This window comes from Croceitalea rosinachiae (assembly GCF_031846445.1).
In the GTDB taxonomy this organism is placed as follows: domain Bacteria; phylum Bacteroidota; class Bacteroidia; order Flavobacteriales; family Flavobacteriaceae; genus Croceitalea; species Croceitalea rosinachiae.
The window spans coordinates 54999-70138 of sequence record NZ_JAVRHR010000003.1; the positions used below are offsets into that span (position 1 = coordinate 54999).

Below are 15140 nucleotides of genomic sequence, written 5' to 3' on the forward strand. Positions count from 1 at the left end.
GTTTTTAACCAGAAATCCACTATGATTTTGGTTTGCCTAATTTTGTTTAATGAAGCTGTTTAAGCATATTTTTAATTTTTATTTAGATGCTAGTATTCATGTGGGGTTAGCAGTGGTCTCCTTTTACTTTATTTCTGTGAAAACCCTAGAAACTTCAACAAATACTGCCTTAATCGGTTTTTTGTTTTTTGGTACCATTGTTTGTTATAATTTCATTAAGTACGGCGTAGAGGCGAAAAAATATCTAATTATATCAAATCCATATCATCGATTAATTCAGGCTTTTAGTTTTTTATCTTTTTTTGGAGCTATGTATTTTTTGATTTACCTAAAAACAGAGCTCTGGATTGTTATAGTCTGTTTAGTACTTGTAAGCGCCTTATATGCCATTCCTTTTTTACCGCGAGCCAAGAATTTGAGAAGTCTTTGTGGAATGAAAACTTATTTGGTCGCCCTGGTTTGGATGGGGTGTACAGTACTATTGCCGGTGAAAGATGAAGGATTACCATTGACATGGGACATTGTCGTTTTGATGATACAACGTGTTCTGGTCGTATTGATCTTGTTAATGCCTTTCGAAATTAGAGATTTGCGCTATGATGATTTTAACTTAAAAACATTGCCTCAAAGAATAGGAGTCAAAAAAACGAAGTCGGTCACTTATTTCTTAATCATAATTTACGTTGGCCTTGTTTTTTTAAAAGATGGATTATCAAATATGATAGTAATTGGCGAATTGGCTATAGGAGTGTTATTATTTTATGCAATTAAACTGACGAGGGAGAAACAACCTAGGTATTTTGCTTCTTTTTGGGTTGAGTTACTGCCAATAATGTTTTTAGGAATTTGGTGCATGTTGACCAAAGCGGTTTAAAGTTGTTTTTCTAATTCTTTTTTCATGGCCTCTTTATCCTCTTCGGAAATTACTTGCATGTTAGCCTGTTCGCATAATGATGTAAGCTTACTGTTCTTTGCAGAAAATTGGGCGCAATCTTTATAAAAGAGTAAATAAACATTAAGTTGAAGAATTTCCCACCAAGTAGCTTCTCCATATTGACTTTTGGTGCAAATTTCCTTTGCCTTTTCACGAGATGTTTTCATACGTCTAAAACCATGTTTGATTCATACAGCCCATGAGCGCCGTACGTGCTCGATGTATCATGACCCATAAGTTGGACGGATTAATTCCTAATTCATTACAAATATCTTCGGTACTCATGCCCTGTATTGTTTTCATTGAGAAGACTAAGGACTGTTTTTTTGGCAATTTTGAAATACAATCTTGAATCGCCAGTCCTAATTCTTCATTTTCCAAAGTTTCATCACCGCCTTTGCTAAATGGGTCTGCGACACGTTCTTCAAGCCAATCTCCTTCTTCTTCAGAGGTGTTGGCATAACTCATTCTAACTTCTGCTTTACCTTTTTTTGAATTGATTTTTCGGTAATGATCAATAACTTTTCGTTTAAGAATGGCTATAAGCCATGTGCGTTCGGCAGCTTCACCTTTATAATTTTTTGCTGATTTTAATCCTGCAAAAAAAGTTTCCTGTACTAAATCTTTAGCAATTTCAGTATCGCTCACACGTGTAATTGCATAATTAAAAAGATAATCAGCGTATTTGTCTATCCAAGTATCAGGATGTAATTCGTGAAGGGGCATATTTGTTTTTCGGAGTGTCAAAATTACAGGTTTTAAGTTAAATATCTTTCTTGTCTTAACAAACGACTCAAAAAAATATCACAAGAAGATCACAATCAGTAATTTTGGGCTATGCTTAACACTAGTTACGTGTTGATCGCCAATAATCCCGCTCGCTCCAATAAGGCCTCAATTTTTGGTTCTTGTCCACGAAAACGCTTATATAGGGTCATAGGGTTTTCTGTTCCCCCTTTTGAAAGTATATGTTCCTTGAACTTTTCGGCAACTTCAGAATTAAAAATATCATATTCTTTAAAGTATGCAAACGCATCGGCGTCAAGAACTTCGGCCCATTTATAGCTATAATATCCTGAGGAGTAGCCTCCTTGAAAAATATGAGCAAAAGCCGTACTCATACAAGTTTCTGATGTATCTGGATACAGTTGTGTGCCTTTAAAGGCTTTAGTTTCAAAATCTTTGACAGCAGCAACGTCAAATGGGTCTTTACCATGCCATTCCATATCTAATTTCGCAAAACTGATTTGACGTAAGGTAGCCATGCCTTCTTGAAAAGCAGCCGAATCTTTTATCTTTTGAATCAATTCCATAGAAATTACTTCTCCTGTTTCATAATGTTTGGCAAAAAGCTCTAAAGCTTCTTTTTCGTAGCACCAGTTTTCTAAAATCTGACTGGGAAGTTCCACAAAATCCCAATAGACAGAAGTCCCTGATAAGCTCGGATAGGTAGTGTTGGCAAGCATACCATGTAAAGCATGACCAAATTCATGAAAGAGTGTGGTTACTTCGTTAAAAGTTAACAATGAGGGTTTTGTCTCTGTGGAAGGAGTAAAATTGCAAACATTGGAGATATGAGGTCGATTATCTTCTCCATTCTTTCGGAATTGTGATTTAAAAGAAGTCATCCAAGCACCGCCTCGTTTACCTGGTCTTGGATGAAAATCGGCGTAAAACAGAGAAATGAAGTTTTGACTTATATCATACACTTCAAAAGTCTTCACATCTTTATGATATTTATCCACATCAAAAACTTCTTTGAATTGCAGGCCAAATAGTTTTTCAGCCACTTTGAATACTCCATCAATGACATTTTCTAATTTAAAATAAGGCTTGAGCTGTTCATCATCAAGTTCAAAAAGTTTTTGTTTGAGTTTTTCAGAATAATAAGAACCATCCCATTTTTCTAGCCTTTCAATTCCATCTAATGCGGCAGCGAAATCCTGCAACTGTTGAAATTCTTTTTCAGCGGCAGGTTTTGCCTTTTCAAGCAATTCGTTCAAAAAAGAAACTACTTTTTCAGGAGTTTCGGCCATTCGCTCTTCTAAAACAAAATGAGCATGGGTCTGATAACCTAAAAGATTTGCTCGTTCGTGCCTTAATCTAGAAATGGTCAATACATTCTTTTGATTGTCAAGTTCATCACCTTTGAATCCTTTGCTGCCAAAAGCCAATGAAAGCTGTTTTCTGAGTTCGCGATTTTTGGCGTATTTCATGAAAGGAATATAGCTTGGGTAATCCAAAGTTATCAACCAACCTTCCTTTTCTTTAGACTTCGCCAATTGGGCAGCTGCTTCTTTAGCCCCCTCCGGCATGCCATCCAAGTCTGATTTCGCGGTAATGTGCATTTCGAATTTATTGGTCTCTGCCAATAGATTTTCTCCAAAAGTTAACTTCAATTTTGCTAGTTCGGCATCAATTTCTCTTAGACGCTTCTTTTTTTCTTTTGGTAAATTGGCTCCATTTCGACTAAAACTTTTATACCGCTTCTCAAGTAATGTTAGTTCTTCAGCAGATAACTTGATGGAATCTTTTTGTTCGTAAACAGCTTTAATTCTAATGAACAAACCTTCATTAAGTGTTATATCATTGCTGAATGCAGACAACAATGGAGAAACTTCTTGAGCTATTTTTTGAATTTCTTCATTGGTTTCAGCTGAGTTTAAATTAAAAAACACACTTGAAACTCTGTCTAGTTGATGCCCAGAATAATCCAATGCCGAAATGGTGTTCTCAAATGTTGGGGATTCTGTATTGTTGGCGATAGCATCAATTTCTTTTCGAGCCTCTTCAATCGCAGCTAAAAATGCAGGCTTAAAATGGGCGTTTTTTATTTTTGAAAATGGTGCTTTGTCAAATCGGGATAATAATGGATTCTGCATGTATCTTTCTACTATTTCTTTTTAACTTCTTCAGCTCCTTTTAGTACTTTTTGTTTTAGGCCTTCTTTATATAAAATCACTTTGTCAAGCACACATGTATCAGCAGTGGCGATAATCTGAGCGGCAAGAATACCGGCATTTTTTGCACCATTTAATGCAACTGTTGCTACAGGAACACCACCTGGCATTTGAAGTATGGAAAGAACAGAATCCCATCCATCAATAGAATTAGAGCTTTTTACTGGAACCCCAATAACGGGTAAAGGTGATAAAGAGGCTACCATGCCTGGTAAATGTGCGGCACCACCTGCACCAGCTATAATGACCGAATACCCATTTATGCGAGCATTTTTGCTAAAATCAAACAATTTTTCTGGCGTACGATGGGCTGAAACTATATCCACATCAACTTCAATATCGAACCCTTTTAAAATATCGATGGCATCTTGCATGACCGGTAAGTCACTGGTACTGCCCATTATTATGGCTACTTTGCTCATGTTTTTATTTGCTAATCACTTTAATTGTTTCTTTTACTTTCTGTGCAACTCCCCGTGCCCTTTCCATATCCTTATCAACAATAGTTACGTGCCCCATTTTTCGAAAGGGCCTTGTTTGTTTTTTTCCATAGATATGTGGTGTAACACCTTCCAATTCCAAAACAGCTTCCATATTTTCATAAACAACATCACCAGTGTGCCCCTCCGCACCAACTAAGTTGACCATAATACCGGCAACTTTACTTTTGGTATTTCCTAAAGGTAGGCCTAAAATGGCTCGTATGTGCTGTTCAAATTGATTGGTATAACTGGCTTCAATACTATAATGGCCACTATTATGAGGTCTTGGTGCAACTTCATTGACCAAAATTTTATCATCTTGGGTTTGAAATAGTTCAACTGCCAATAAACCCACAAGATTGATTTGTTGAGCAACCTTTAGAGCTATTTTTTGAGCTTTTTGTGCAATCTTATCTTCAATGCGAGCTGGACAAATTACATATTCTACTTGATTGGCCTCGGGGTGAAACTCCATCTCAACCACTGGATAGGTTTTTATTTCACCAGCAGAACTTCTAGCAACAATAACGGCCAATTCATTTTTAAAATTAATCATTTCTTCAGCAATACATTCCACATTCGGCAATCCATTTAAATCATCAGATTTTCTAACCACTTTTACCCCTTGACCATCATATCCGAATTGGGCACATTTCCATACAAAAGGTAATTTTAAACCACCATTATTAATACTATCGTTTATCTCACTAGTGTATACAAACCTTGTAAAAGGTGAGGTGGGTATATCACTATCTGTATAAAATAACTTTTGAGTTGCTTTGTTTTGTATAATTCTTAATGCTCTTGGTTGAGGAAAGACTTTTACACCCTCTTCTTCTAGTTTTTCAAGAGCATCAACATTAATGTTTTCGATTTCAATGGTCAATACGTCAACATTGCTGCCAAAGTTATAAACGGTATCAAAATCTAATAAACTTCCAAGAACAAATTCATCACAGGAAATTTTGCATGGCGCTTCTTCAGAATTGTCTAAAACTTTGGTGTAAATGTCCCATTTTCGGGTCTCATAAAGAAGCATTTTGCCCAGTTGGCCACCACCAAGAATACCAAGTTTAAAATTTGAAGAAAAATAGTTCATACTGAATCGACTTGTGATGAGAACAAAAATACGTTGAATTCCCAAAAGGGTAAAGGCTGGCGAAGGAAAGCACATTCAAAAAATGTTATCTTTGCCATCCTCAATAAAAAGGAAAGACTTTGATCAAGATACATGACAAGCTTTTTAAACCCTATTTGAGTGAAGCGCAAATTCTTAAGGCTGTTAAAAAAATAGCACAAGAAATCGCTCTTGACTATAAAGATGTGACTCCGATTTTTGTTGGTGTTTTAAATGGGTCTTTTATGTTTGTTTCTGATTTTTTGAAGGAATATCAGTATCCTTGCGAAGTTTCATTTGTGAAATTGAGTTCCTATCAAGGCTTGACATCTACCGGCATCGTTGAAACCCTTTTAGATGTTTCTGAAGATATTGAAGGACGAAGTGTCATAATTTTAGAAGACATTATTGATACGGGTAGAACTTTGCAGCAATTGGTGAATTTGTTTTCTACTACAAATGTCAAAGAATTCAAAATTGCTTCATTGTTTTACAAATCTGAAATTTATAATGGGGAGTATACAATTGATTATGTAGGACTTGAGATTTCGGATGATTTTATTGTAGGATACGGACTTGACTATAATGAGTTGGGTCGTAATTTGAGAGAAGTTTATCAACTAAACCATACAAATATGATTAACCTAGTGCTTTTTGGAAAGCCTGGTGCAGGTAAGGGAACTCAAGCTGGTTTCTTAAAGGAAAAATATAATTTGAAGCACATTTCTACAGGAGATGTGTTCAGATATAATATCAAGAATGGTACGGAGCTGGGCAAATTGGCCAAATCGTATATGGATAAAGGTGATTTGGTGCCCGATGAGGTCACGATCGACATGTTGAAAGATGAAGTTGAAAAGAATCCAGATGCAGCAGGATTCATTTTTGATGGCTTCCCAAGAACGACAGCCCAAGCCCAGGCTTTGGATAATTTCTTGGCTTCAAAAGACATGAAGATTAATGCCACTATTGCCCTAGAAGCCGATGATAATATTTTGGTGGCACGATTATTAGAACGTGGCAAAGATAGCGGTAGAAGCGATGACCAAGACGAATCTAAAATCCGTAATCGATTTGATGAATACAATCAAAAAACTGCACCCTTGAAAGACTTTTATTTAGAACAAAACAAGTTTTATACTGTGAATGGTATTGGAGAGATTGATGAGATTACGGAAAGACTTAGTAAGGTGATTGATTCTTTATAAGTTTAAAGTTGAAAAAAGTCTATCTATTCATTCCGCTATTGATTTTTGATATTTCTTGCTCTGATATATCTAAGAGATATTCAAATGGAATAGAATATGTTCATGAGGGAGAGGGTTACAAATATATTTTAAAAGATAATTTCCACGGGCTTTTCCTAGAATCAAATGTTGAGTCTGTAAAGGAAAATGATGATTATATCCTTTTTTTACAGTCTATTCAAAAAGATAGAATTAGGTATAATGTTTTGAGCGATTTTTATCCTTCTGAAATAGATTTAGATTCTATATTAAAAATTGGGTCAATCGCAAGAAAGGTAGACTCAACAATAAATGATGTCCCCCATTTGTTTAAACAGATGCAATTTAAGAGGGCCTATTGGGTTTTGGAAAAATCCTCAGATTCTCTTTTAGGCCCATTTTCAACATCTGATTTCCGATTTAATTCGTATAATTTCTAGTTTGTAACAATATCCTTAACCTAAAGAAGCAATTAATACCTCTAGAGAATGACCGAAGGCAATTTTGTTGATTATGTAAAGGCATTTGTATCCTCGGGAAATGGAGGTAAAGGGTCTGTACATTTACATCGCGAAAAATATATCACCAAAGGCGGTCCGGACGGCGGTGATGGTGGAAGAGGTGGTCATGTTATCATTCGAGGGAACAGTAATCTCTGGACACTTGTAACCTATAAATTCAAAAAGCATTTTAAGGCAGGCCATGGGGAACATGGCAGTAAAAACCGCAGTACAGGAGCTGATGGAGAAGATGTTTATATGGATGTTCCATTGGGTACTGTCGTTCGCGATGGTGATACAAATGAAATTTTGTTTGAGATAACCGAAAACGGCGAAGAGAAAATAGTCGCCGAAGGCGGTATGGGCGGTCGTGGAAACTGGCACTTTAAAACCTCAACAAATCAGACTCCGCGTTATGCGCAACCTGGGATACCAGGGCAAGAGCACAATATTGTTTTAGAACTTAAGGTTTTAGCTGATGTTGGTTTAGTAGGCTTCCCCAATGCCGGTAAGTCTACGTTACTTTCTGTAATGACCTCAGCCAAGCCAAAAATTGCCGATTACGAGTTTACCACCTTAAAGCCCAATTTAGGTATAGTCGAGTATCGCGATTTTCAAAGTTTCGTAATGGCTGATATTCCAGGGATCATTGAAGGCGCTGCTGAAGGTAAAGGTTTGGGGTATTATTTTTTAAGGCACATTGAACGGAACTCGAGTTTGTTATTTTTAATTCCTGCAGATAGCAAAGACATTTCTAAAGAATACGAAATATTGCTTGACGAGTTGCGAAGATATAATCCCGAATTAATTGATAAACAACGCATTGTAGCCATTTCTAAAAGTGATATGCTTGATGATGAGCTACAAGAAATGATGCGGATTGAGCTTGATAAAGACTTAAATGTTCCGTATCTGTTTATTTCATCCGTTGCTCAAAAAGGTATTCAAGAATTAAAGGATTTACTTTGGAAGCAATTGAACGAATAATCACTCAATTTGACTACCTCAAAAACATTTATTTGTAATTTTAAGTTCATTGTCTATGAAGAACTTGATTTACATAGTGTTCAGCTTTTTACTAATTTCTTGTAATACAATAAGGGTAGACTATGATTATGATCGAGCAACCAATTTCTCCAACTATACTACTTATAATTACTTTTCTGATATAGAATCTGGACTTAGCGAGTTAGATGAAAAACGTTTGGTTAAGGCCCTTGACTCAACTTTGCAAGCTAAAGGATATCTATTGGCTGAAGAGCCAGACTTTTTCATTAATATTTTAAGCTCAGAGTTTAGAACTGCCTCCAGTAATAATGTTGGTATCGGCGTTGGTGGTGGAGGTGGAAATGTCGGTGGTGGGGTTTCGGTGGGTTTGCCAATAGGCAATTCTGGTTGGCAGCGTCAAATACAATTTGATTTTGTTGATAGTCAAAAAGACGCTCTTTATTGGCAAGCTGTCACTGAATCAGGATTTAGAGACAATGCCTCACCCAGTGTGCGAGAAGAACGTTTACAGGCCCTAATTGTAAAGGTTTTTAAAAAATTTCCACCCGAGAAATAAGTAATATAAGCCAAAAATCAGGTTCGGTCATTTCTTTCTACCGTTCAGTAAGAATAGTTTACCGTTGGTCATAAATTACTTTTCTAAAGCTATCTACTCCAATACATTTGCTTCATAATTAATACAATAACAAAACAAACATAATGATAGCACTTGTAAAATTAATTGTATCTCTTGTGTTGAGCATTTTAATCTAATTCATTTATCAACCTTAAAACTATAAAACATGAAAAATTCAGAAAACGCAAAACAAGTTGTATTTATAATAGGCTTTATAGCATTACTCATTGGTGTATTTGGAGCCATAGCGAGTCAAAGTCTAATGGCATATTTTTTTCCAATCTATACAGGATTTATACTGATAGGAACAGCATTAATGCACAAAGAAAAAAGTTCAAAAGAATTGGTACGATAATCTTACTAAGACGATTATGAAATTGAGTATTAGAAATGCCCTTTATATTGCAGGCGCCATACTATTGGCAGCAGCGTTAATTTCGCAATTCAAAGATGCTGATTTAATATGGGCTACATTAATGGTTCTTACTTCTGTAATAATATTGTTATGGGCTTATCGTGAAGACAAAAAACTGTCAAATTGTAAAAAAAGCACAAACAGTAAAAAAAAGATTTTTGGTTTAACCTTAGGCATCATTGCTATATTTTTGGGCCTTGGATTTTCAATAGGCAAACTTATATATCTTTGGTCGCATTAGAATTATACAGTTAATCCAGTGGCTAGAAAATGAACATTACTGATAAAAAGAGAAATCTATTTTTCTGGATTTTACAATTTGCAGGGTGGGGCTTTATCAATTTCCTTTCCCTACTGCTGTTAAAAAATGTTGACGTTAAATTCGTCACCTACTCCATCTTATTTGGCTTATTGATTAGTATTTCGGTAACTTCAATATTCCGATGGTATCTTAAAAGAAGCATTGATTTTGAGTCTTTTAAACCTAAAGATTTCATCAAGATTGGAGTTTCATTTATTCTAACCTGTTTTATTTTTGGATCTTTAAATTATCTTTTTGGCTATATCTACATAAAATATGGACCAAGTCTAAGTGAAGAACATATTAAAATGTTCAAGATATATGATGGTTTTTGGGTACAGGCAATAAATTCACTTTTTTTGGTCGGTGCATGGACAGTTACTTATTTTGTTATCAAATTGCTTTTGAAGTTGAATAGCAATCGTATCGAACGCTTAGAGTTGAACACAAACCTGAAACAAGCGCAATTAAATACACTTAAAGGTCAGATAAATCCTCATTTTATGTTCAATAGTTTGAATAATATTCGTGGGTTAATGCTCGAAGATGTGGACAAATCTAGAGAAATGCTGACTAAACTTTCTGAGATGTTGCGTTATTCATTAACCAAGAACAATAACAATGCAATTGCGCTCGAAGAAGAACTAGAGATGGTAGATAATTATATTAATCTATCAAAGATTCAGTTTGAAAACCGCCTTGAATTCGCAAAAGAAGTTCAAAAAGATTGTCTTCAAGTTCAAATTCCCCCGATGATAATTCAATTATTGGTGGAGAATGCGGCTAAACACGGTATTTCAAATTTAAAAGATGGCGGTAAAATCAATTTGAAAGTTGACAAAGATGATACGGAACTTCAAATACAGGTTTCTAATACAGGTAAATTGTATATCTCAAAAGATTCCACTCAACTGGGTTTGAAGAATATACGCCAGCGTTTAAAGTTGTTATACGGAGATAGTGCACAATTTAAACTTGAAGAAATTGCAAATGAAGTTGTAGCTAACATAAAGATTCCGTTATTATGATCAAAGCTGTTATAGTCGAAGATTCACGTTTGGCACGTAATGAGCTGAAAGAGCTTTTAAAGGCACATGTGGATATTGAGATTGTGGGAGAAGCAGAGAATGTCGATATAGGTTTTGAATTGATTCAAAAAGAGAATCCTGATTTACTTTTTTTAGATATCAACATGCCAGAAAAAGATGGTTTTGAACTTTTAGAGATGCTCGATGAAGTACCTATAACCGTTTTTACTACCGCTTTTGATGAATATGCCATAAAATCCTTTGAGTATAATGCCCTTGACTATTTGCTAAAACCAATCAATGAGAAACGATTTGAAATTGCAATTGAAAAGGTAAAGGCTAAAATTGAAGGTAAAACAGATGAAGTAGCTACTAAAAAGTTATCAGAAAATAGTCAAATTTTTATAAAAGATGGGGAGAAATGCTGGTTGGTTAAGATAGGCTCAATTTCGCATTTTGAAATAGTGGGAAACTACACTCGGGTCTTTTTTAAAGATGAAAAACCTTTGTTGTACAAGTCTCTAAACCAAGTTGAGGAGAAACTGCCTGAAGAGTCTTTTTTTAGGGTAAATCGGCAACAAATAGTGAATACAAGTTATATTAAAAGTGTGGTACCTTGGTTCAATGGAAAATTAAAATTGACTATGGAAAACAATGATGAGATTGAAGTATCTCGGAGGCAATCATACCTCTTTAAAGACAAAATGAGTCTATAAAAAGTGCCCAAAGTTTGTGCTTTTGGGCACTATCAAAATTTAATCTAACATTCGAGTTAAGCACTTAATATTCCAGAGAATTTGTCTTTGTAACCTATCAATGCTAAAATGTTGAGCACTAAAAGCCCAAGAGAAGGTGCAATACCTTCAGGTGCTAATGTAGCGTGGAAAAGTACTGCGTTGACCGATACGCTCATCAGAATAACCGACATTAACGCACCATATTTATTTAAAATTAAAGCTATGCCAGCAGCAATTTCCACAATGGCTACCATTGTCATTGTTTGGGTGTTCATTAAAGCACCAAAGTAATTTTGTGCATCTTCCCCAGCTTCAAAAGGGGGTAAAAATTGAAGGAACTTATTGAGTCCGAAGACTAAAACCATTAAGCCCAATAGTATTCTGACGACTAGAAAAACCTTAGAATTCATAAAATATAGTTTTATTGGTTAATCAATAAAAATAGTTAAAATTTGAGAAATCAATAATTAAAAGATATATTAATTATAAAGATTTCAATAATCCTCCATCAATGGGAATATTAGTTCCGTTGATATAAGATGCTTTGTCTGAGGCTAAAAAAGCGACTAAAAAACCATATTCTTCCGGTTTTCCAATACGTTTAGCTGGTACGTTGTTCTCCATAGTTTTCCGTACTTCTTGTTCTGTAACACCTAACTTTTCAGCCTTTTTGACATTAAGTTGTGCAATACGGTCGGTATCAAAATAACCTGTCAATATATTATTTACTGTTATGCCATCTTTGGCCACATCAATCGATAAACTTTTACCCCAAGTAACCACAGCAGCTCTAATAGTATTAGATAGAGCAAGATAGTTAAGAGGTTCTTTTATTGAAACAGAAGCAACATTAATGATTCGCCCCCACTTTTGCTTCTGCATTTGTTTTAAGGAAAACTCTGTCGTAAAAACTACTGATTTAAAAAGTAGGTCAAAAGCTGTTTGGTAATCATCGACTGTTTTTTCTAATGCACCTCCGGCCTTTGGTCCTTGGGTGTTATTGATTAAAATATCTACAGTATTTTTTTTGAAATAATCGAAAATGATGACTTTGTAGGCTTGATAATCATTGAAATCAACCATAAGATATTGGTGGTTCTGTCCTAAGTCATTAGACAAATTTTCAATAATAGAAATCATTTTAGATTCACTTCGAGACATAAGCGTAACACTGGCACCACTTTGAGCTAATTGTTCTGCTATTGCCTTCCCAATTCCTCCACTACTTCCACCAATTAAGGCTTTCTTTCCTTCTAAAGATATTTTCATACTTAGTTTTTATTCCTTTTGGGGTAAGAACCTATTTATACTCTTCGCGAACTGGACTAAAAATATCCATTAATTTGCACGCTGTCAAAGCTTTTCCACCATGTGGTGTATTTGAAGGAATTACAACAACATCACCGGGGTGGTACGTTTTGATCGTATTGGCTAAGGTAAATTCAAAAGTGCCTTCAACCACATGCATAATCTGCTCATGAATATGTTGGTGAATAGGCACTTCAGCCCCAATTTCAACATCCCAAAAAGCCCAACTCATCTTTTCAGCATGTACCATTTTGGCATGATAGCCAGGCATTATTTCTTTAGATTGTATTTCAGATAGATTCATATTTTTTCTTTTTACCAAGATAGCAAGAATCAAAATAGATTTTAAGCCATTGTCTATCTTTGAAAGCAAGTTTTAAAATATGAACATACATTTTATAGCCATTGGTGGTGCAGCCATGCATAATTTAGCCTTGGCCTTAGCACATAAAAAATATCAAGTAACCGGTAGTGACGATGTTATTTATGAGCCATCTAAAAGTAGGTTGGATAAAAAAGGGCTGTTACCCGAAGCATTTGGATGGTTTCCAGATAAAATACATACCGATTTAGACGCCATCATTTTAGGGATGCATGCCAAACCGGATAATCCTGAATTATTAAAAGCTCAAGAATTAGGGCTTAAAATTTATTCTTATCCGGAGTTTTTGTATGAACAATCAAAATATAAAACAAGGGTAGTTATTGGAGGAAGTCATGGTAAAACAACCATTACCTCTATGATTCTTCATGTATTGGATTATCACCAAAGGAAAGTAGATTATATGGTAGGTGCCCAATTGGATGGATTTGACCGCATGGTGCACTTAACCGAAGAAAATGATTTTATAGTACTTGAAGGGGATGAATATTTGTCATCTCCCATAGATAGAAGACCAAAATTTCATTTATACCGACCTAATATTGCTTTATTAAGTGGAATTGCTTGGGATCATATTAACGTTTTTCCAACTTATGACAATTATGTCGAACAGTTTCAAATTTTTGTGGATAGTATTGTGAAAGGGGGGAGTATCACCTATAATGAAGAAGATAAAGAAGTAAAAAGAGTAGTTGAAAACTCGGAAAATAGCATCCGAAAGTTGCCCTATCAAACCCCCGAATATGCTTTAGAAAAGGGAGTAACGTTATTAGAGACTCCTGAAGGTCCAATGCCAATTGAAGTTTTTGGAAAGCATAATTTAAATAACCTTGCCGGTGCAAAGTGGATTTGCCAAAATATGGGTGTTGATGAAGATGATTTTTATGAGGCCATTGCAACATTTCGGGGGGCTTCAAAGCGCATGGAAAAGATTGCCGAAAATAAAACAAGTGTAGCGTTTAAAGACTTTGCCCATTCGCCAAGTAAGGTAAAGGCAACCTCAGAGGCGGTCAGAGAGCAATACCCTAATCGAAGATTATTAGCCTGTTTAGAACTACATACTTATAGTAGCCTGAATGCACAATTTTTAAAGGAATACAATGGTGCTCTAGATGCCGCAAACGAGGCTGTTGTTTTTTATTCTCCCGCAGCTGTAAAGATTAAGCGTTTAGATTCCGTATCAGAAGAACAAATTGCGAATGCCTTTCAGCGAAAGGATTTGAAAATATTTACGGACCCTAAATCCTTTAAAGAATATTTGTTTGGTCAAAGTTTTGGTAATACCGCACTATTGTTAATGAGCTCTGGCAATTATGGGGGACTGGATTTTGATGAGATTTCTACTTTGATAGTCAGATAGCCGCTATGAATTACGAAATGCAATTATGTCAGATTTTTAGATTTGGGAATGGCTTTTGACAATAAAAGTGTGATGGGCAAGGATTCAAATAAAAGAAAATCTTTTTTTATAGCTATAAGACGATGCAGCTCTTTGGTAATGGTCGCCGTTATGCTCGGCATTTCTAATATTATTCTTGAAGAAGATCGAAGTGTGAATGATACTAGGGTGAAAACAGAAGTGTTACAGACAGTAGATGATAGTGAAGACGTTGATTAAAAAGCAATAGGTGTTCTTTTGTTGTAATGTATTTATACCCCAAACTGCCTTAAATGATGGTCTAAATGTTTGTATTCCATTTGCCCCCATTGTTCTTTAGTGAAGACCCCAAAAGCGGGATGCGGATACCACGTCTTTCTTGAATCCAATTTTGCAAATTCGTCGACCAATACTTTTAATTTATCATATTCGGCACGAAATTCCTTAGGTTCTTTTGCCTTAAGCTGAGGTGCTGTTGGTAAGTTTTTCCGCCATAGCTTGTCATTATAAAGTGATTTTTTGAAGAATGTTTTTACGAACCAATTACCTTTTGAGTCGTTCGCTCTATTTTCAATAGCTAATTTTAGTGGGTATTGACAGTGCCAGGCCATTTGGCCAACCGTCATTTTGCCCCAGTGGCGGTCAGAGGTCTCAGTTAAGTTTTCAAGCCTAGCTTTAATTTCTGTATAGCCCTCTTCGGTTAAAAGTGATTTCATGGTAATAAAAGTATAAATATGTATAAAAAGGT

At 35.4% G+C, this 15140-nt stretch carries 20 protein-coding genes; 11 read left to right on the forward strand and 9 right to left on the reverse strand.

All coding sequences use genetic code 11. The annotated features are described in order from the left end of the window. Positions 1-49 precede the first annotated feature (49 nt). On the forward strand, positions 50-874 hold the full coding sequence (locus RM706_RS12695) for a UbiA prenyltransferase family protein (RefSeq protein ID WP_311352103.1): 825 nt from the start codon (positions 50-52) through the stop codon (positions 872-874). On the opposite strand, the gene RM706_RS12700 is transcribed toward RM706_RS12695, so the two are convergent. The 5 genes from RM706_RS12700 to RM706_RS12720 form a co-directional block, all read right to left on the reverse strand. Then, the gene (locus RM706_RS12700; RefSeq protein WP_311352106.1) at positions 871-1101 is read right to left on the reverse strand and encodes a hypothetical protein; all 231 of its coding nucleotides are present in this window, start codon (positions 1099-1101) and stop codon (positions 871-873) included. The genes RM706_RS12695 and RM706_RS12700 overlap by 4 nt on opposite strands. A gap of 4 nt (positions 1102-1105) precedes the next feature. Continuing rightward, positions 1106-1660, reverse strand: coding sequence for a sigma-70 family RNA polymerase sigma factor (locus RM706_RS12705; RefSeq protein WP_311353001.1), 555 nt, complete (start codon positions 1658-1660; stop codon positions 1106-1108). Positions 1661-1785: 125 nt separating this feature from the next. Continuing rightward, on the reverse strand, positions 1786-3816 hold the full coding sequence (locus RM706_RS12710) for a M3 family metallopeptidase (protein WP_311352108.1): 2031 nt from the start codon (positions 3814-3816) through the stop codon (positions 1786-1788). Positions 3817-3827: 11 nt separating this feature from the next. Then, a complete protein-coding gene (gene purE, locus RM706_RS12715) occupies positions 3828-4316 on the reverse strand; it encodes a 5-(carboxyamino)imidazole ribonucleotide mutase (RefSeq protein ID WP_311352110.1) in 489 nt (162 codons plus the stop codon). Positions 4317-4320: 4 nt separating this feature from the next. Then, positions 4321-5475, reverse strand: a complete 1155-nt coding sequence (locus RM706_RS12720; protein ID WP_311353003.1) for a 5-(carboxyamino)imidazole ribonucleotide synthase — start codon at positions 5473-5475, stop codon at positions 4321-4323. Positions 5476-5594: 119 nt separating this feature from the next. On the opposite strand from RM706_RS12720, the gene RM706_RS12725 reads away from it, so the two are divergent. The 8 genes from RM706_RS12725 (at position 5595) to RM706_RS12760 (ending at position 11303) form a co-directional block, all read left to right on the forward strand. Then, positions 5595-6701, forward strand: coding sequence for an adenylate kinase (locus tag RM706_RS12725; protein WP_311352112.1), 1107 nt, complete (start codon positions 5595-5597; stop codon positions 6699-6701). A gap of 8 nt (positions 6702-6709) precedes the next feature. Beyond that, a complete protein-coding gene (locus RM706_RS12730; RefSeq protein WP_311352114.1) occupies positions 6710-7159 on the forward strand; it encodes a hypothetical protein in 450 nt (149 codons plus the stop codon). A gap of 48 nt (positions 7160-7207) precedes the next feature. After that, the gene (gene obgE / locus RM706_RS12735; protein WP_311352116.1) at positions 7208-8206 is read left to right on the forward strand and encodes a GTPase ObgE; all 999 of its coding nucleotides are present in this window, start codon (positions 7208-7210) and stop codon (positions 8204-8206) included. A gap of 55 nt (positions 8207-8261) precedes the next feature. Further along, on the forward strand, positions 8262-8783 hold the full coding sequence (locus RM706_RS12740; RefSeq protein ID WP_311352118.1) for a DUF4136 domain-containing protein: 522 nt from the start codon (positions 8262-8264) through the stop codon (positions 8781-8783). Between the two features lie 226 nt (positions 8784-9009). Next, positions 9010-9198 (forward strand): hypothetical protein, encoded by a 189-nt coding sequence (locus RM706_RS12745; protein WP_311352120.1) that lies wholly within the window; start codon positions 9010-9012, stop codon positions 9196-9198. A 16-nt stretch (positions 9199-9214) separates the two neighbouring features. Then, positions 9215-9499 carry a hypothetical protein gene (locus tag RM706_RS12750; RefSeq protein ID WP_311352122.1) on the forward strand — a complete coding sequence of 95 codons (285 nt, stop codon included), beginning with the start codon at positions 9215-9217 and terminating at the stop codon, positions 9497-9499. A 29-nt stretch (positions 9500-9528) separates the two neighbouring features. Then, positions 9529-10587, forward strand: coding sequence for a sensor histidine kinase (locus RM706_RS12755; protein ID WP_311352124.1), 1059 nt, complete (start codon positions 9529-9531; stop codon positions 10585-10587). Continuing rightward, positions 10584-11303 carry a LytR/AlgR family response regulator transcription factor gene (locus RM706_RS12760; RefSeq protein ID WP_311352126.1) on the forward strand — a complete coding sequence of 240 codons (720 nt, stop codon included), beginning with the start codon at positions 10584-10586 and terminating at the stop codon, positions 11301-11303. Before RM706_RS12755 ends, RM706_RS12760 begins: the two co-directional genes overlap by 4 nt. 56 nt (positions 11304-11359) lie before the next feature. Here the strand turns inward: RM706_RS12760 and RM706_RS12765 are convergent, their stop codons facing one another. From RM706_RS12765 to RM706_RS12775, 3 genes are all read right to left on the reverse strand, one after another. Next, a complete protein-coding gene (locus RM706_RS12765; protein ID WP_311352128.1) occupies positions 11360-11734 on the reverse strand; it encodes a DoxX family membrane protein in 375 nt (124 codons plus the stop codon). A 73-nt stretch (positions 11735-11807) separates the two neighbouring features. Beyond that, positions 11808-12593 carry an SDR family oxidoreductase gene (locus tag RM706_RS12770; protein ID WP_311352130.1) on the reverse strand — a complete coding sequence of 262 codons (786 nt, stop codon included), beginning with the start codon at positions 12591-12593 and terminating at the stop codon, positions 11808-11810. A gap of 31 nt (positions 12594-12624) precedes the next feature. Further along, on the reverse strand, positions 12625-12936 hold the full coding sequence (locus RM706_RS12775) for a cupin domain-containing protein (protein WP_311352132.1): 312 nt from the start codon (positions 12934-12936) through the stop codon (positions 12625-12627). 79 nt (positions 12937-13015) lie between these two features. Between RM706_RS12775 and RM706_RS12780 the strand changes: the two genes are divergently transcribed. Continuing rightward, positions 13016-14374, forward strand: a complete 1359-nt coding sequence (locus RM706_RS12780) for a UDP-N-acetylmuramate--L-alanine ligase (RefSeq protein WP_311352134.1) — start codon at positions 13016-13018, stop codon at positions 14372-14374. 72 nt (positions 14375-14446) lie between these two features. Continuing rightward, a complete protein-coding gene (locus RM706_RS12785; RefSeq protein ID WP_311352136.1) occupies positions 14447-14632 on the forward strand; it encodes a hypothetical protein in 186 nt (61 codons plus the stop codon). 32 nt (positions 14633-14664) lie between these two features. On the opposite strand, the gene RM706_RS12790 is transcribed toward RM706_RS12785, so the two are convergent. Then, positions 14665-15108 (reverse strand): DUF1569 domain-containing protein, encoded by a 444-nt coding sequence (locus tag RM706_RS12790; protein ID WP_311352138.1) that lies wholly within the window; start codon positions 15106-15108, stop codon positions 14665-14667. Between the last annotated feature and the right edge of the window lie 32 nt (positions 15109-15140).

Coding starts and splice junctions, on each gene's coding strand:
- RM706_RS12695 (WP_311352103.1), top strand. CDS start 50: ATGAAGCTGTTTAAGCATATTTTTAATTTTTATTTAGATGCTAGTATT.
- RM706_RS12700 (WP_311352106.1), bottom strand. CDS start 1,101: ATGAAAACATCTCGTGAAAAGGCAAAGGAAATTTGCACCAAAAGTCAA.
- RM706_RS12705 (WP_311353001.1), bottom strand. CDS start 1,660: ATGCCCCTTCACGAATTACATCCTGATACTTGGATAGACAAATACGCT.
- RM706_RS12710 (WP_311352108.1), bottom strand. CDS start 3,816: ATGCAGAATCCATTATTATCCCGATTTGACAAAGCACCATTTTCAAAA.
- purE (WP_311352110.1), bottom strand. CDS start 4,316: ATGAGCAAAGTAGCCATAATAATGGGCAGTACCAGTGACTTACCGGTC.
- RM706_RS12720 (WP_311353003.1), bottom strand. CDS start 5,475: ATGAACTATTTTTCTTCAAATTTTAAACTTGGTATTCTTGGTGGTGGC.
- obgE (WP_311352116.1), top strand. CDS start 7,208: ATGACCGAAGGCAATTTTGTTGATTATGTAAAGGCATTTGTATCCTCG.
- RM706_RS12740 (WP_311352118.1), top strand. CDS start 8,262: ATGAAGAACTTGATTTACATAGTGTTCAGCTTTTTACTAATTTCTTGT.
- RM706_RS12745 (WP_311352120.1), top strand. CDS start 9,010: ATGAAAAATTCAGAAAACGCAAAACAAGTTGTATTTATAATAGGCTTT.
- RM706_RS12750 (WP_311352122.1), top strand. CDS start 9,215: ATGAAATTGAGTATTAGAAATGCCCTTTATATTGCAGGCGCCATACTA.
- RM706_RS12755 (WP_311352124.1), top strand. CDS start 9,529: ATGAACATTACTGATAAAAAGAGAAATCTATTTTTCTGGATTTTACAA.
- RM706_RS12760 (WP_311352126.1), top strand. CDS start 10,584: ATGATCAAAGCTGTTATAGTCGAAGATTCACGTTTGGCACGTAATGAG.
- RM706_RS12765 (WP_311352128.1), bottom strand. CDS start 11,734: ATGAATTCTAAGGTTTTTCTAGTCGTCAGAATACTATTGGGCTTAATG.
- RM706_RS12770 (WP_311352130.1), bottom strand. CDS start 12,593: ATGAAAATATCTTTAGAAGGAAAGAAAGCCTTAATTGGTGGAAGTAGT.
- RM706_RS12775 (WP_311352132.1), bottom strand. CDS start 12,936: ATGAATCTATCTGAAATACAATCTAAAGAAATAATGCCTGGCTATCAT.
- RM706_RS12780 (WP_311352134.1), top strand. CDS start 13,016: ATGAACATACATTTTATAGCCATTGGTGGTGCAGCCATGCATAATTTA.
- RM706_RS12785 (WP_311352136.1), top strand. CDS start 14,447: ATGGGCAAGGATTCAAATAAAAGAAAATCTTTTTTTATAGCTATAAGA.
- RM706_RS12790 (WP_311352138.1), bottom strand. CDS start 15,108: ATGAAATCACTTTTAACCGAAGAGGGCTATACAGAAATTAAAGCTAGG.